Below are 14,150 nucleotides of genomic sequence, written 5' to 3' on the forward strand. Positions count from 1 at the left end.
GGGGCGTATGCGTATCCGCGAGCGTGCGGTGGCGACCCTTCATTCAATCTCCGGCCCACAACCGCCGCAACGCGAGCCCGAGGGCGCGGAGATGCGGAGGGAGAGTCCCGGCTTCACCATGGAGGAAGCGGCAGAGTGCCGTGAAACCTGCCCCGGAGGTGTCCGGTGGGCCAAGCCAGCTCCGGGCGGCGGACCGGGAATCTGTTCTTCGCGTTCGCCCCGTGGATCATCTTCGACGTCGTCGCGTCCCCCAGCACGTGGGAGTACGCGGCGCTGGCCGGACTCGTCGCCGCCGTCGTGCTCAACCTGCCCGACCTGCGCCGGGGTTCGTTCAAGGTGCTGGAGATCACCGGCATCGCCTTCTTCGGCGTCCTCAGCGTCCTGGCGCTCGTCCTGGACCGGGAGGACCTGTACTGGGTGGAGCGGTACGCGCAGGTGCTGTCCAGCTCCGTGATCGCCGTGGTGGCGCTCGGCTCGCTCGCGTTCGTACCGTTCACCGAGCAGTACGCGCGCGAGACCACGCCCCGCGAGGTCTGGGGCTCACCCGTCTTCCGGCATGTGAACCGGGTACTGACGCTGCTCTGGGGAGGGGTCTTCGCCGCGACCGCCCTGCTGGGGCTGCTGGCGGTGCACACGTCGTCCGGTGCCGACTGGTACAACTGGATCATTCCGGTTGTCCTGCTGGTGCTGGCGGTCCGCTTCACGGAGCGTTACCCGGACCGGGTGCGCGAGCGCTCCCGGAGTGCACCGGCAGCCCCCTGAGCCCCTGCGGTCCTTCCGCCCGGACCTTGTGACGGAAGGTCACCGGCGGCAGCATCACGTACGAGGAGCAGGTGCCGGGCCTGCCGGCTCGACCGGGCTGCCTCGGGGCTCCGATGACCTGGCCGCAGAACCGGGTCAGATCCGGGACCGGACCTTCGGTGACAACGTCAGGGCCCTGCGGGGGCGCTGACGTCCCCATGACGACGACGGCCCCGGAACCCCCGGGCGGGGTGTTCCGGGGCCGGTCGGTGGTGTCAGTTGCCGGGCTCCGAGGCGTCCAGCATCGCTTCGCGCTCCACGACCTTGACGCGCTCACGGCCCTGCGCCTCGCCCAGGGCGCGCTCGTGCGCGTCCAGGCGGTACCAGCCCTCGCGGGTGGTGTACCGGACGCCGCGCGACTCCAGGAACTCGGTCACGGCCGACGGCTCGGGCTGTGCCGGGGCGGCGAGCCGGCCGGTGGTGTGGTCCTCCAGCAGGCAGGCGACGGTTTCGTTGGCGTCGCCCTTGGTGTGGCCGATCAGGCCGATCGGGCCCCGCTTGATCCAGCCCGTGACGTACACCGACTCCATCGGCTCACCGCCGGCGAGAACCCGCCCGGCGGCGTGCGGAACCGTGCCGGACGCGACGTCGAACGGGAGCTTGGGCAGCTCCTGCGAGTAGTAGCCGACCGCCCGGTAGACGCTCTGCACGTCCCAGTCGTGGAACCGGCCGGTGCCCTTCACGTTTCCGGTGCCGTCCAGCTCCGTGCGCTCGGTACGCAGGCCGACGACGCTGCCGTCCTCGCCGAGGATCTCCACCGGAGACTCGAAGAAGTGCAGGAAGAGCTTGTGCGGCCGGTCGCCGACGTCGCGGATCGCCCAGTTCTCCAGCGTGGAGGCGACCATGTTGGCCTGCTTGTTGCCGCGCCGGGTCTCGATGGAGCCGGCGTCGTAGTCGATGTCCTCGGGGTTGACGATGACCTCGATGTTCGGCGAGTGGTCGAGCTCCCGCAGCTCCATCGGGCTGAACTTCGCCTGGGCGGGGCCGCGCCGTCCGAAGACGTGCACCTCCAGCGCCTTGTTGGCCTTCAGGCCGTCGTACACGTTGGCGGGGATCTCGGTGGGCAGCAGCTCGTCGGCGGTCTTGGCGAGGATGCGGGCGACGTCCAGGGCCACGTTGCCGACGCCCAGCACGGCGACCTTCTCGGCCTCCAGCGGCCAGGTGCGCGCGACGTCCGGGTGGCCGTCGTACCAGGAAACGAAGTCGGCGGCGCCGTGCGAGCCGTCCAGGTCGCTGCCCGGTATGTCGAGCGCCCTGTCGGCGTCGGCGCCGGTGGAGAAGATCACTGCGTCGTAGAAGGTCCGCAGTTCGTCCAGGCCGATGTCGTTCGGGTAGTCGACGTTCCCGAAGAGCCGGATCTGGGGCTTGTCCAGGACCTGGTGCAGCGCGTGGACGATGCCCTTGATCCGCGGGTGGTCCGGGGCCACGCCGTACCGGATCAGACCGAAGGGGGCGGGCATCCGCTCGAACAGGTCGATGGAGACACCCGGGTCGGCGGCGGCATCGGATTTGAGCAGCGCGTCCGCTGCGTAGATCCCGGCAGGGCCGGCTCCGACGATGGCTACGCGGACAGGGCGTGTCATGGCGAGCTGTTCCTTAGGACGAACGAGCAGGAGCGGGGCGGGCCGTGGTAAGGCTTGGCTTACTCCACCCCGACGCACACGTTAGCCGCTGTCCCTGCCCGCTTTCGGGGCGGGTCGGCGTTCTGCGGCGATATCCGGCCCCGCGCACCTTTGCCGGTCCCGGGAATCCCGCGGAATCTCCGGGAAAGCGGCCCTGCCGAGAGGCTCGGAAATGTGTTCCATCGCACGTTCACCTGGTGGACGGCTAGCTCGAAGAATCGGACATATGGTGGCAGAGTGACCCACATGGATGATTGGGCAGCGGGTGCCCTGTCACTCCCGGACGACTGGCCCGCCCACCCGGACCTCAGTCTCGCCCTGAACCGTATGGGCAGCTTCGACTGGGATCTGGACAGCGGCTTGATGCACATGGACCGGCCGGCCCTCGACGTGTTCGACCTCAGGGCCGACGAGTACGACAACAGGCCGCAGACGCTCGGGACGCGGGTGCCGCCGGACGAGGCCATGCGGCTCGACGCCATGGTGACGCAGGCACTCAAGACCGGCCGGAGCAACTACGGGGCCTACTTCCGCATCCTGCGGCGCGACGGCACCCTGCAGTGGACACACACCCAGGGCTTCGTCCGCCGTGACGGCACCGGCCGGCCTCGACGCATCATCGGCATCGTCCGGGACGCCACAGAGGAGCTGGCCGACTCCACCGCCCGCCGGGAGCTGGACGAGGAGCGGCGGCGTCGGACCAGCCTGGTGGAGGCCACCACGGCCGCCCTGGCGCACGCCCGCACCGTCAAGGACGTCATCGACGTGCTCAAGAACTCCCAGGGGCTGGCTCATCTGGGGGCGACCAGCCTGGTCATGGGGCTGATCGAGGCGGGACGCATCCATCTGGTGGCCGACGGGCCCGAGGGCGCCTTCGTGCCGGGCACCCGGTACACGCGGACCGACGACGAGTATCCGATGAGCGAGGTCGTCCGCACGCTCAGTCCCCGGTTCATCGAGTCCGCCGAGGACTTCGCGGACTCGTACCCGATCCTGTGGCCCCACATCAGCCATCTGGGCATCACCTCGGCCGCCTATCTGCCGCTGATCGCCCAGGCCCGCCCCATCGGCGCTCTCGGACTGCTCTACAGCGACAAGAACGGATTCACCGGCGACGAACGCAACCTGCTGGTCGCCCTCGGCAGCTCCATCGCCCAGAGCCTCCAGCGCGCCATGCTGTACGAACAGGAGCACGACCTCGCCGAAGGGCTCCAGCAGGCGATGCTGCCGCGCCGCATCCCCGACGTGCCGGGCGCGCAGATCGCCGTCCGCTACCGCTCGGCCAGGCTGGGCCGGGACATCGGCGGGGACTGGTACGACGTCATCCCGCTGCCCGGCGGCCGGGTCGGCACCGTCATCGGGGACGTGCAGGGTCACGACACGCACGCCGCCGCCGTCATGGGGCAGCTGCGCATCGTGCTGCGCGCGTACGCGGCCGAGGGGCACAGCCCCGCGACGGTCATGGCGCGGGCCTCGGTCTTCCTGCACGAACTGGACACCGACCGCTTCGCCACCTGCACCTACGCCGAGGCCGATCTCACCACGGGGGTGGTGCAGGTGGTCCGGGCCGGTCATGTCGACCCGTTGGTGCGCGACGCGGACGGGAGCTGCCGCAAGGTGCTGGTCGACGGCGGGCTGCCGCTGGGGCTCTCCGCCGAGTTCGGGCGGCTGGAGTATCCGGTCAGCACGGTCGAGCTGGACCCCGGGCAGACCATGGTGCTGTTCACCGACGGCCTGGTGGAGCTGCCGGGGGCCGACCTCGACGAGGGCATGCAACTGCTCACCGCCATGATCAGGAACGGTCCCCAGGACCTCCAGCGACTGGCCGACCGGCTCTGCGAGTCGGTCGACGAACGCGGTGGCGAGGACGACGTGGCGGTACTGCTGCTGCGCCGCAAGGCCGCTCACGCCCCGCAGCAGGGCGGCCGGCTCCAGCAGCACGTGGGGCAGAACGACCCGGAGGCGCTCAGCTCGGCCCGCCACATGATCCGTGCGGCGGTGCGGGCGTGGGGTGCGAAGGAGCGGGCCGATGAGGTCGAGCTGGCCGCCGACGAGCTGACGACCAATGCCCTGATGCACACCGACGGCGGTGCGATCGTCACCATCCGGGTGCTCACCGGGCCCGAGCGCCGCCTGCGCGTCGACGTCGAGGACCGGTCGAGCGCGCTGCCGCGTCGCCGCGACGCGGGTGACGCGGGCGTCTCGGGCCGAGGGCTGATGCTCGTGGACCGGCTTGCGGACGCCTGGGGCGTCGAATCCCGGGGCACCGGCAAATGCGTCTGGTGCGAATTCGTCATCCCGCCACGCGACTGAACCGGGTAAGGGGCGCCGCCGTGTCAGCGGGATCGAGCGCTACTGGAAAGTAACACAAAGTAACATGTCTGTACTTGACCGTAACCGACCGCCAGGGATTGACTGCGACTCCGTCAGTCTTCGGCTTCCATGACATGAGGACCCGTTGGGCATTGAGCTACTGGCACCTCTCGATCTGGCCTTCTGGCACCTCGAGTCCGATGCGCACCCCATGCACCTCGGCGCGCTCGCCGTCTTCGCGCCGGGCGATGACCGGGCTCCCGGGCCCGACCGCCTCCTCGAACTGCTCGGCACCCGGGCCGCCGCCATCCCCCGGCTGCGGATGCGCGTGCGGGACGTGCTGCTGCCCGTCGGGGGCGCGGCCTGGTCGGTGGACAAGGACTTCGACGTCCACCGGCACGTCAAGCGGGTGCACCTGCCCGAGTCGGAGACGGAGGGCAAGGGTGGAGCCGGGTTCATGGCGGCGGCCACCCGGCTCGCGGGCGAGCTGATGGAGCAGCCGCTGCGCAGAGGCCTGCCACCCTGGCAGATGTACGTCATCGGCGGCGCCCCGGACGGCTCCTTCGCCGTCCTGGTCAAGCTCCACCACGCGCTCGCCGACGGGATGCGCGCGGTCGCCATCGGAGCCGGGATCTTCGACGAGATCGCCACGGCCGCAGGCCGGGGCAGGCCCGGAGCGGCGGCCGGCCGGGTGCGTCCCGTGCCACCGCGCTCCTGGATGCCCGGGCCCCGCCAGGTCGCCGGACTCGCCCTCGGCCGCATCGAGGACCTCGGCCGGGCCTTCGGCGTCGGTGCCTCGCTGGTACGCGCCAGCCGCCTCGATCTGCGCGGCGCACCGGCCCTCAGCGCCAGCTCCTCCGGCACCCGGCGCCTCGCCACGGCCGACCTCGACCTCGAATCCGTGCAGCGGATCCGCCGGGCGGCGGGCGGCACGAGCAACGACGTGCTGCTCGCGGTCGTCGCGGGTGCGCTCCGCCGCTGGATGCTGGAGCGCGGTGAACCGCTGCCCGGCGCCGACCCGCGCGCGCTCGTCCCCGTCTCCCGGCGCCGCCCGGGTGGCGCGGCCGCGGCCAACGGCAACCGGCTCTCCGCGTATCTGCTGGGGCTGCCCGTCTCCGAACCCGATCCCTGGGCGCGGTTGCGGGCCGTCCGCGGCGCCATGGACCGCAACAAGTCCGCCGGGCCGCTGCGCGGGGCCGGGGCGGTCGCCGTCCTCGCCGATCAACTGCCCTCGCTGGCCCATCGCTTCGGTGCGCCGCTCGCCGGGAGCGCCGCCCGGATGCTCTTCGACGTGCTGGTCACCAGCGTGCCGCTGCCGCGCTCCGCGCTCTCGCTCGGCGGCTGCCCCCTGCGCGCCCTCTACCCGATGGCGCCGCTGGCGCGCGGCCAGTCACTGGCCGTCGCGCTGACCACGTACGGCGGCACGGTGCAGATCGGGCTGGTGGCCGACGGCAAGGCGCTGCCCGACCTGGAGCGGCTGGGGCGCTGCGCCGAGGAGGAGCTGGCGGAACTGCTGACGCTGATTCCTGCGAGCGTCGCCTCATAGATCGGACTGATCGCGGAGAAATTGCCGCTGCGGATGTCCTCCGCGGTGTTGACGCGCCCAAGTGATCCGATGAATATTCGCTGTGTGCAGGAAGCGATCTTCGGGGAGGGCGGCGGAAGCATGCGGCGCAACAGGCTGGGAAACAGCGCGGTCGAGATCACCGCACTGTCCTTCGGGGCGGCCGCCATCGGCAATCTCTTCAGCGCCGTGGAGCCGGCCCGGGCCGCGGCCGCCGTCGACGCCGCCTGGGCCGAGGGCGTTCGCTACTTCGACACCGCGCCGCACTACGGGCTCGGTCTCTCCGAACGACGCCTCGGCGAGGCCCTGCGCGGCCGGCCCCGCGACGCGTACGTACTGTCCACCAAGGTGGGCCGGGTGCTCGACCCGGCGCCCGACGGGTGGGCCACCGCGCCCGAATCGCTCTCCGAAGGCTTCGCCGTCCCCGCCACGCACACCAGGCGCTGGGACTTCAGCGCCGCCGGTGTCCGCCGGAGCATCGAGGACAGCCTGGAACGCCTCGGACTCGACCGCATCGACATCGCCTACCTCCACGATCCGGACGACCACGCGGACAGGGCCTTCGGCGAGGCCTACCCGGAACTGGAGAAGCTGCGGGCCGAAGGACTGATCGGGGCCATCGGGGCCGGAATGAACCAGACCGCGATGCTCACCCGGTTCGTCGTCGAGACCGACGTCGACGTGGTGCTCTGCGCCGGCCGTTACACCCTCCTCGACCAGTCCGCCCTGCGCGATCTGCTGCCCGCGGCGGCCGCGCGCGGCCGCAGTGTCGTCGTCGGCGGCGTCTTCAACTCGGGCCTCCTCGCCGACCCGCGCCCCGGCGCCCCGTACGACTACGCCGCCGCGCCGCCGGACCTCCTCGACCGGGCCCTGCGCCTGAAGGCCGTCACCGAGCGCCACGGCGTGCCCCTGCGCGCCGCCGCCCTGCACTACCCGCTCGCCCACCCGGCAGTCGCCGGCGTACTCGTCGGCACGCGGTCCCCCGACGAGATGCGCGACGCCGCCGACCTGCTCCGCCGCGAGGTCCCCGACGCGCTCTGGGACGATCTGCGCGCCGAGGGCCTGCTGACCGAGAACGGACACTGACATGCGTATCGCCCTGCACACCAAGGTCCGAGCGGACCGCATCACCGAGTACGAGGCCGCACACCGCGAGGTCCCGGCCGAACTGACCCGCGCGATCCGCGCCGCGGGTGCCGCGTCCTGGACGATCTGGCGCAGCGGCACCGATCTGTTCCACGTCATCGAGTGCGACGACTACGCCCGGCTCCTCGCCGAGCTGGAACAGCTTCCCGTCAACATCGCCTGGCAGGCCAGGATGGACCAACTCCTCGACGTCGCACACGACTACTCCGCCGACGGCGCCGAAGCGGGCCTCCCGGTCGCCTGGGAGCTGTGAGATGACCGGCCGCCCACGCATCGTCGACGCCCACCACCATGTGTGGGACCTCTCGGTGCGCGACCAGGACTGGATCACGGGCGAGGAACTGGCCCCCCTGCGACGCGACTTCACCCTCGCCGACCTGGAGCCGGAGGCCCGGGCCAACGGTGTGTGCGCGACCGTGCTCGTCCAGACCGTGACCGTCCCGGAGGAGACCCCCGAGTTTCTCGCGCTCGCGGACGGCAGCGATCTAATCGCCGGCGTCGTGGGATGGACCGATCTCACCGCCCCCGGTGTCGTGGACGCACTGTCCGCCCTGCGCGAGCTCCCCGGCGGCGACCGGCTCGTCTCGCTCCGCCACCAGGTGCAGGGCGAGCCCGACCCCGGATGGCTGCTGCGCCCCGACGTCCGGCGCGGACTCGCCGCGGTGGCCGACGCCGGACTCGTCTACGACCTCGTGGTCCGTCCCCAGCAGCTTCCCGCCGCCGTCCGGGCCGCCGAACTGCTGCCCGGGCTCACCTTCGTACTCGACCACGCGGGCAAACCGCCGATCGCAACCGGACCGGCCCACCCCTGGGCCGATGACCTGCGGGCCCTCGCCGCCCTGCCGAACACCGTGTGCAAGCTCTCCGGCCTGGTCACCGAGGCGGACGCGCACGACTGGACCGTGAAGGACCTGCGCCCCTACGCAGACACCGCCATCGACGCCTTCGGGCCGGGCCGGCTGATGTTCGGCTCGGACTGGCCGGTGTGCCGGCTCGCGGCGACGTACACCGAGGTCGTCGAGACAGCGCTCGTCCTCCTCGACGGCCTCGCCGACCACGAGCGGGACGCCGTCCTGGCCACCACCGCCGAGCGCGTGTACGGCCTCCGGTAGGCGCCGGGACGAGGGCTGCGGCAGGCTGGAACCATGCCCGAACTGCCGGAAGTCGAAGCCCTGCGGGTCTTCCTGGACGACCACCTGGTCGGCAGGGAGATCGACCGCGTCCTGCCGCTCGCCATCAGCGTCCTGAAGACGTACGACCCGCCGCTCACCGCCCTGCACGGCGGTACGGTCACCGGGGTCCGGCGGCACGGCAAGTTCCTCGACATCGCCGTCGGCCCGCTGCACCTGGTCACCCACCTCGCGCGGGCCGGCTGGCTCCACTGGAAGGACGGCTTCCCCGCCGCTCCGCCACGCCCCGGCAAGGGCCCCCTGGCACTGCGCACCGTACTCACCACCGGCGACGGCTTCGACCTGACCGAGGCCGGCACCACCAAACGCCTCGCCGTGTATCTGGTGCACGACCCCGCCGAGGTGCCCGGGGTGGCCCGCCTCGGGCCCGACCCGCTCGACGCGTCCTTCGACCGTGACGCGTTCGCGGCGCTGCTCGACGGGGAAAGGCGCCAGATCAAGGGCGCCCTGCGCGACCAGTCGCTCATCGCCGGCATCGGCAACGCCTACAGCGACGAGATCCTGCACGTCGCGAAGATGTCACCGTTCAAACTCACCGCCCGTCTCACCGACGACGAGATCACCACGCTCCACACGGCCCTGCGCACCACACTGAACGACGCCGTCGCCCGCTCCAGCGGCCTGGCGGCCGGACGGCTCAAGGCCGAGAAGAAGAGCGGCATGCGCGTCCACGGGCGCACCGGTCAGGCCTGCCCGGTCTGCGGGGACACCATTCGTGAGGTGTCCTTCAGCGACTCCTCGCTCCAGTACTGCCCGACCTGCCAGACCGGCGGCAAGCCGCTGGCCGACCGCAGGCTCTCCAAGCTGCTCAAGTAGCGCGCTCATCGGGTGAGCAGCAGCCGCCGCCCCTCGGCCGTACGCACCTCGAACCGCCCGATGGCCCCGGGCCGCAGCGCGGCGCCTCCGCTCAGCCGGAGCGGTTCCCCGCCCGGGCCCGCCGACGACCAGGTGGCGACGGTCTCCTCGCCCCCGTCCCGCCCCACCGCGACCAGCGAGCACACCCCGGGCTCCGGTACCCCCGAAACCTCCAGCCCCACGTCGGCGCCCCACTCGCGCGCCCCCGCCGTCACGACTGCGGTCATCCCGGAACCCTGGTCCACCGCCGTCCACCGCCCGGTCCCCGGCCCCCCGCCGGGCACCGCGAACGGCACCCCGACCGCGAGGACCACGGCAGCCGCCCCCAGGACGAGGCGCCGTCGCCGCGTCCGCCGCCGCCCGGCCGCCACCGCCTCCGTGGCCCGCCGCACCAGCCCGGGACCGGCCCGTGCCACGGGTTCGACGCCCGGCGGCGTCAGCCGGGCGTACCGTCCGAGGACTGCCGTCACCCCGCCGAGCTCCACCACGCCGCCCGCGCACAGGGGACAGCCCTCCAGATGCTCCTCGAAACGGAAGGCGTCAGCGGCGCCGAGCACGCCCAGGGCGTAGGCGCCGACCTCGCGACGGTGTTGCGGGCTGCACATGCCGTCCCGTACGGAAACAGCTCGTGAATCACTCACCACCGCCCCTCCGCATCGCCCCGCACAGCCCCTAAACTCCGGCCTCATGCTCCGCGTACTCGCCGTCGACGACGAAGAACCCGCCCTGGAGGAACTGCTGTACCTCCTGCGCGCCGACCCCCGGATCCGCAGTGCCGAGGGAGCCACCGGCGCGACCGAGGCGCTGCGCCGCATCGGCGGCGCCGTCGAGGCCGGTCCCGACGACCCCGCCGCCATCGACGTCGTCTTCCTCGACATCCACATGGCGGGCCTCACCGGACTCGACGTGGCCCAGCTGCTGGCCGGGTTCGCGGCGCCCCCGCTCATCGTCTTCGTCACCGCGCACGAGGGATTCGCCGTGCACGCCTTCGACCTCAAGGCCGTCGACTACGTCCTCAAACCCGTACGCCGTGAACGCCTCGCCGAGGCGGTGCGCCGTGTCGCCGAGCAGGTCGGCGGCCGCTCCGCACCCGCGCACGACACCGCACCCGACCAAATCGCCGTCGAACTCGGGGGTGTCATCCGCTTCATCCCGATCGACGACATCGCCTACGCCGAGGCCCAGGGCGACTACGCCCGACTGCACACCGCCACCGGCAGCCACCTCGTCCGCGTCCCCCTGACCACCCTGGAGGAGCGCTGGCGAACCCGCGGATTCGTCCGCATCCACCGCCGCCATCTCGTGGCGCTCGGCCGGATCGACGAACTGCGCCTGGACGCGGGCAGCATGAGTGTGCGCATCGGCACCGCTTCGCTGGCCGTCAGCCGCCGCCACACCCGTGCGCTGCGCGATCTGCTGATGCGGCAGACCGGCCGCTGACCAGCGTCTACCCGTGCCCGGACCCCTTCCCAGCGGGGTCCGGTGCTGCGTACACTCCGGCCCCATGTCCGCAGAGCCAACGCCCCGGCGTGAAGTGGTGACGGGGGAGCCCCGCCGGGTGCGTCCGCTGCCGCGCTACCGCACCCAGTCGGAGATCGACGAGCAGACCGCGCTCGGCGGCGCCTACGTCCGCTCGCTGATGCGCAGCCAGCTGCGCGCCGGACTCACCGCCTTCACCGCCCTCGCCGTCGTCGTCGGCACCCTGCCCCTGGTCTTCGAGGCCCTGCACAGTTCCGCCGTCGTCTGGGGCGTCCTCGGCTTCGCCGCCTACCCGCCGCTGACCCTGCTCGCCTGGTGGTACGTGCGCCGGGCCGAGCGCAACGAACGCGACTTCGCACGGCTCGTCGAAGGCCGCCCCGCACAGTGAGCCGCACGTACGCGGTCGCGGCCGTCGCCGCGGTCGTCCTCGCCACCGTCCTCGTCGGCGGCTTCGGGCTGCGCATCTCGCGCACCACCTCCGACTTCTACGTCGCCTCGCGCACCGTACGGCCACGGCTCAACGCGGCCGCGATCAGCGGGGAGTACCTCTCCGCCGCCTCCTTCCTCGGCATCGCCGGTCTGGTGCTCGTCCACGGCCCGGACATGCTCTGGTATCCGGTCGGCTACACCGCCGGGTACCTGGTGCTGCTCGTCTTCGTCGCCGCGCCGCTGCGCCGCTCGGGGGCCTACACCCTGCCCGACTTCGCCGAGGGCCGGCTCGAATCGCGTCAGGTGCGCAGGCTCGTCAGCGTGCTCGTCGTCGGTGCCGGCTGGCTCTATCTCGTCCCGCAGCTCCAGGGCGCCGGACTGACCCTCAAGATCCTGACAGGGGCGCCGGGCTGGCTCGGCGACGTCCTCGTCGCCTCCGTCGTCGTCCTCGCCGTCGCCGCGGGCGGGATGCGTTCCATCACCTTCGTCCAGGTCTTCCAGTACTGGCTGAAGCTGACGGCCCTCCTGGTCCCCGCCATCTTCCTGGTGCTCGCCTGGCAGGGCGACGGGCGGCCACGCGTCACCTTCGACGAACAGCTGTCCGTCTTCCGCGCCGACCATCCGCTGTACGCCACCTACGGGCTCATCGTCGCCACCTTCCTCGGCACCATGGGGCTGCCGCACGTCGTCGTCCGCTTCTACACCAGCCCCAACGGCCGCGATGCCCGCCGCACCACCGTCGCCGTTCTCGCCCTGATCGGCGTCTTCTACCTGCTCCCGCCCGTCTACGGAGCCCTCGGCCGGCTGTACGCACCCGAGCTCATCCAGGGCGGCGACGCGGACGCCGCCGTGCTGCTGCTCCCCGGCCGGGTCGTCGGCGGGCTCGGCGGTGACCTGCTCGGCGCCCTCATCGCCGGCGGAGCGTTCGCCGCGTTCCTGTCGACCGCCTCCGGACTGACGATGGCCGTCGCCGGTGTGATCACCCAGGACGTCCTGCCCTCGCGCGGCGTACGGCACTTCCGGCTGGCCACGGTCCTCGCCATCTCCGTCCCGCTGGCCGGTTCGCTGATCGTCAGCCGGGTGCCGGTCGCCGACTCGGTGGGGATGGCGTTCGCCGTGTCGGCCTCCTCCTTCTGCCCGCTGCTGGTCCTCGGCATCTGGTGGCGTCGGCTCACTCCGCCCGGGGCCGTGGCGGGGCTCGTCCTGGGCGGCGGCTCCGCGCTGCTCGCGGTCGCCATCACCGTCAGCGGGGCCGTGCGCCCGCCCGGCTGGCCGCACGCCCTGCTCGCCTGGCCCGCCGTCTGGTCGGTGCCCGTCGGCTTCCTCGCCATGATTCTGGTGTCGCTAGCCACCCCGGGCCGGATACCCGTCGGCACCAACGCCGCGATGACCCGCTTCCATCTGCCCGAGGCCCTCACCACCGGGAGGCACCGGTGACCGGAGCCGGATACGCCGTCATCGTGCTCCTCGCACTGCTGCTGTTCGGCGGCGGACTGCTGACCGGCCGGCGCACCGCACGCCCCGTCCGCACCAGCGATGTCGGCACACCCGTCGAACACGCCACGTTCGAGACCCTGCACACCGCCTCGCTCGCCGCGCCCCCGCTGCGCGCCGGGCTGACCGAGGAGAGCGCCCGCCGGTCCGCGCGCCGCCTCCGTTCGCTGCTCGGCACCGACGCCCTGTGCCTCACCGACCGCGACCGGGTCCTGGTCTGGGACGGTGAGGGCGACCACCACGGCCGGCACGTCATGGACCAGGTGCAAGGCGTGCTCACCAGCGGCCGCGATACCGCGTTCCGCAGCGAGTGCGACGACCTGGACTGCCCGCTGCGCTGGGCGGTCGCCGTGCCGCTCACCGTCGACCACCGCGTCCTCGGCACGCTGATCGCCTACGCCCCGCGCGAATCCGCGGTGCTGGCGAGGGCGGCGGGGGAGGTCGCCCGCTGGGTCTGCGTACAGCTGGAACTCGCCGAGCTCGACCGCTCGCGCACCCAGCTCATCGAGGCCGAGATCAGGGCCCTGCGCGCGCAGATCTCCCCGCACTTCATCTTCAACTCGCTCGCGGCCATCGCCTCGTTCGTCCGCACCGACCCCGAGCAGGCCCGCGAGCTCCTGCTGGAGTTCGCCGACTTCACCCGCTACTCGTTCCGCAGCCACGGCGACTTCACCACCCTCGCCGACGAACTGCACTCCATCGACCAGTACCTGGCCCTCGTCCGGGCCCGGTTCGGCGAACGCCTCTCGGTCACCCTCCAGGTCGCCCCCGAGGTGCTGCCCGTCGCCCTGCCGTTCCTCTGCCTCCAGCCCTTGGTGGAGAACGCCGTCAAGCACGGACTCGAAGGGGCCGTCACCTCCAGCCGCATCACGATCAGCGCACTGGACGCCGGCTCCGAGGCCGAGGTCGTGATCGAGGACGACGGCACCGGCATGGACCCGGAACGTCTGCGCCACATCCTGCGCGGCGAGGGAGGGAAGTCCACCGGCATCGGACTGCTCAACGTCGACGAGCGGCTGCGCCAGGTGTACGGGGACGACTACGGGCTCGTCATCGAGACGGGGATCGGCGCCGGCATGCGCATCACCGTAAGGCTGCCGAAGTACCGTGCCGGGGTGCACGGTTCCTGAAGCGGCGGGCGGGCCCCCGGGCCTGGAGGGACGCTAGGGCGTGTTTCGAAAGTCCCGCCTGTCCGGCGACGCCTGGCACGCACGCTCGCCGCGTTGTCGGGATCACCCCGATACGCCCAGTATCGGG

13 protein-coding genes are annotated in these 14,150 nt (G+C 72.1%); 11 read left to right on the top strand and 2 right to left on the bottom strand.

Going from position 1 to position 14,150, the window contains the following annotated elements; translation table 11 throughout:
- Positions 1 to 165 precede the first annotated feature (165 nt).
- Positions 166 to 762, top strand: a complete 597-nt coding sequence (locus ABZ434_RS23575) for a hypothetical protein (RefSeq protein WP_359140207.1) — start codon at positions 166 to 168, stop codon at positions 760 to 762.
- Positions 763 to 1,016: 254 nt separating this feature from the next.
- Here the strand turns inward: ABZ434_RS23575 and ABZ434_RS23580 are convergent, their stop codons facing one another.
- On the bottom strand, positions 1,017 to 2,384 hold the full coding sequence (locus ABZ434_RS23580) for an FAD-dependent oxidoreductase (protein ID WP_359140210.1): 1,368 nt from the start codon (positions 2,382 to 2,384) through the stop codon (positions 1,017 to 1,019).
- 285 nt (positions 2,385 to 2,669) lie between these two features.
- On the opposite strand from ABZ434_RS23580, the gene ABZ434_RS23585 reads away from it, so the two are divergent.
- The 6 genes from ABZ434_RS23585 to ABZ434_RS23610 all read left to right on the top strand — a co-directional run bounded on the left by ABZ434_RS23585 (position 2,670) and on the right by ABZ434_RS23610 (position 9,452).
- Positions 2,670 to 4,736 (top strand): SpoIIE family protein phosphatase, encoded by a 2,067-nt coding sequence (locus tag ABZ434_RS23585; protein WP_359140212.1) that lies wholly within the window; start codon positions 2,670 to 2,672, stop codon positions 4,734 to 4,736.
- A gap of 145 nt (positions 4,737 to 4,881) precedes the next feature.
- Positions 4,882 to 6,282, top strand: coding sequence for a wax ester/triacylglycerol synthase family O-acyltransferase (locus tag ABZ434_RS23590; protein WP_359140215.1), 1,401 nt, complete (start codon positions 4,882 to 4,884; stop codon positions 6,280 to 6,282).
- Positions 6,283 to 6,402: 120 nt separating this feature from the next.
- Entirely contained in the window at positions 6,403 to 7,386 is a 984-nt protein-coding gene (locus tag ABZ434_RS23595) for an aldo/keto reductase (protein WP_359140249.1), read from the top strand.
- 1 nt (position 7,387) lies between these two features.
- A complete protein-coding gene (locus tag ABZ434_RS23600; protein WP_359140218.1) occupies positions 7,388 to 7,699 on the top strand; it encodes an L-rhamnose mutarotase in 312 nt (103 codons plus the stop codon).
- A 1-nt stretch (position 7,700) separates the two neighbouring features.
- On the top strand, positions 7,701 to 8,558 hold the full coding sequence (locus tag ABZ434_RS23605) for an amidohydrolase family protein (protein WP_359140220.1): 858 nt from the start codon (positions 7,701 to 7,703) through the stop codon (positions 8,556 to 8,558).
- 33 nt (positions 8,559 to 8,591) lie between these two features.
- Positions 8,592 to 9,452, top strand: coding sequence for a DNA-formamidopyrimidine glycosylase family protein (locus tag ABZ434_RS23610; RefSeq protein ID WP_359140224.1), 861 nt, complete (start codon positions 8,592 to 8,594; stop codon positions 9,450 to 9,452).
- 5 nt (positions 9,453 to 9,457) lie between these two features.
- On the opposite strand, the gene ABZ434_RS23615 is transcribed toward ABZ434_RS23610, so the two are convergent.
- Positions 9,458 to 10,132 (bottom strand): zf-HC2 domain-containing protein, encoded by a 675-nt coding sequence (locus tag ABZ434_RS23615; protein ID WP_359140227.1) that lies wholly within the window; start codon positions 10,130 to 10,132, stop codon positions 9,458 to 9,460.
- 46 nt (positions 10,133 to 10,178) lie between these two features.
- Here ABZ434_RS23615 and ABZ434_RS23620 point away from each other — a divergent pair, with 46 nt between their 5' ends.
- The 4 genes from ABZ434_RS23620 to ABZ434_RS23635 all read left to right on the top strand — a co-directional run bounded on the left by ABZ434_RS23620 (position 10,179) and on the right by ABZ434_RS23635 (position 14,023).
- Entirely contained in the window at positions 10,179 to 10,931 is a 753-nt protein-coding gene (locus ABZ434_RS23620; RefSeq protein WP_359140230.1) for a LytTR family DNA-binding domain-containing protein, read from the top strand.
- Positions 10,932 to 10,995: 64 nt separating this feature from the next.
- The gene (locus tag ABZ434_RS23625) at positions 10,996 to 11,358 is read left to right on the top strand and encodes a hypothetical protein (RefSeq protein ID WP_359140233.1); all 363 of its coding nucleotides are present in this window, start codon (positions 10,996 to 10,998) and stop codon (positions 11,356 to 11,358) included.
- Entirely contained in the window at positions 11,355 to 12,836 is a 1,482-nt protein-coding gene (locus tag ABZ434_RS23630) for a cation acetate symporter (RefSeq protein ID WP_359140235.1), read from the top strand. Before ABZ434_RS23625 ends, ABZ434_RS23630 begins: the two co-directional genes overlap by 4 nt.
- Complete coding sequence (locus tag ABZ434_RS23635; RefSeq protein ID WP_359140238.1) at positions 12,833 to 14,023, top strand: histidine kinase; 1,191 nt, start codon at positions 12,833 to 12,835, stop codon at positions 14,021 to 14,023. Before ABZ434_RS23630 ends, ABZ434_RS23635 begins: the two co-directional genes overlap by 4 nt.
- The last annotated feature ends 127 nt before the right edge of the window (positions 14,024 to 14,150 follow it).

The sequence above is a fragment of the Streptomyces sp. NPDC005761 genome (assembly GCF_040630635.1).
In the GTDB taxonomy this organism is placed as follows: Bacteria; Actinomycetota; Actinomycetes; order Streptomycetales; family Streptomycetaceae; genus Streptomyces.

Bases quoted from the DNA above. Each gene is read 5' to 3' on its own strand.
- ABZ434_RS23580 (WP_359140210.1), bottom strand. From the start codon at position 2,384: ATGACACGCCCTGTCCGCGTAGCCATCGTCGGAGCCGGCCCTGCCGGG.
- ABZ434_RS23585 (WP_359140212.1), top strand. From the start codon at position 2,670: ATGGATGATTGGGCAGCGGGTGCCCTGTCACTCCCGGACGACTGGCCC.
- ABZ434_RS23595 (WP_359140249.1), top strand. From the start codon at position 6,403: ATGCGGCGCAACAGGCTGGGAAACAGCGCGGTCGAGATCACCGCACTG.
- ABZ434_RS23600 (WP_359140218.1), top strand. From the start codon at position 7,388: ATGCGTATCGCCCTGCACACCAAGGTCCGAGCGGACCGCATCACCGAG.
- ABZ434_RS23605 (WP_359140220.1), top strand. From the start codon at position 7,701: ATGACCGGCCGCCCACGCATCGTCGACGCCCACCACCATGTGTGGGAC.
- ABZ434_RS23610 (WP_359140224.1), top strand. From the start codon at position 8,592: ATGCCCGAACTGCCGGAAGTCGAAGCCCTGCGGGTCTTCCTGGACGAC.
- ABZ434_RS23620 (WP_359140230.1), top strand. From the start codon at position 10,179: ATGCTCCGCGTACTCGCCGTCGACGACGAAGAACCCGCCCTGGAGGAA.
- ABZ434_RS23625 (WP_359140233.1), top strand. From the start codon at position 10,996: ATGTCCGCAGAGCCAACGCCCCGGCGTGAAGTGGTGACGGGGGAGCCC.